The organism is Kitasatospora nipponensis (assembly GCF_039528135.1).
Classification (GTDB): domain Bacteria; phylum Actinomycetota; class Actinomycetes; order Streptomycetales; family Streptomycetaceae; genus Kitasatospora; species Kitasatospora nipponensis.
In genome coordinates this window covers 1-879 of record NZ_BAAALF010000574.1, presented here as the reverse complement: position 1 = coordinate 879, position 879 = coordinate 1, and the positions used below count along the sequence as shown (strand labels likewise).

Here is an 879-nt window from a genome sequence, read left to right as displayed (position 1 = left end):
CACCACCGTGACCTGCCGGCCCGGGCGGTCCGCGACGACCTGGTCTGGTTCGGCTTCGCGGAGCTGTGCGAGGGCCTCACCAGCGTCGCCGACTACCTCGCACTCGCCGAACGCTTCCCCGCCATCGTTCTCGACGGCGTCCCGGCGCTCACCGAGGCATCCCCCGACGGCCGTCGGCGCTTCGCCAACCTGGTCGACGTCTGCTGCGATCGCGACGTCCCGCTGACCTTGATCGGCGCCGACCCGCTCGCCGGCCTTCCCGCCGGCTCCGGCCTCATGCGCGACCTCGATCGCACCGCCAGCCGTCTCGCCCTCCTCCGACCTCCGGCCACACTCCCCGGCCGTTGATGGCGGCACGGCAAATCTGGACTGACGACACAAAAGCAAAGTCCGGAAACAAGTACCTGAAGTGTTAGCGCTAACAATACAAGTCGAACAACTCCCCGGCGGCTCGGGGAGATCGGTGGTGACGCTTCGGAGAAAAGCACGGCGCCTGAACCCCCGTCAAGAGAGCCGTCGCCGTCGGAAAACCCGCCCACCGGACCCGCGCGGCTCTGACCTGGGGCAGCCTCGGTAAAAAGTTCAACGACCGGCGCGGTGGCCGCTTGTGGCCAGGCGGGAACGTCTTGACGTGCCCTCAACTGCTCTCCACTCTATGGTCCGGAGGCGCCCCTGCCGGGCCCGGTGGTGACGGCGGCAGGCCACCCTGCGCCCCACGGCGATCTGGCGGCGGATCGTGATCTCGAATCCACGAGTGTTCCTTTTTCGTGGTCCCCCACCCCGTGATCCGAACAACGGAGGCGCAGCCATGCGCGTACCACCCGTACCCTCCCGCAGGATCGGTGCCCTGTTCGCCGCCGGCGTCCTGGGCCTCGCAGT

The 879-nt window shown here is 68.5% G+C and carries 1 protein-coding gene; it reads left to right on the top strand.

Annotated elements, in window-relative coordinates:
• Positions 1-348: AFG1/ZapE family ATPase (gene zapE / locus ABD323_RS41990; protein ID WP_344447331.1), on the top strand; the 348-nt coding region annotated here is incomplete at its 5' end.
• Positions 349-879: the final 531 nt, after the last annotated feature.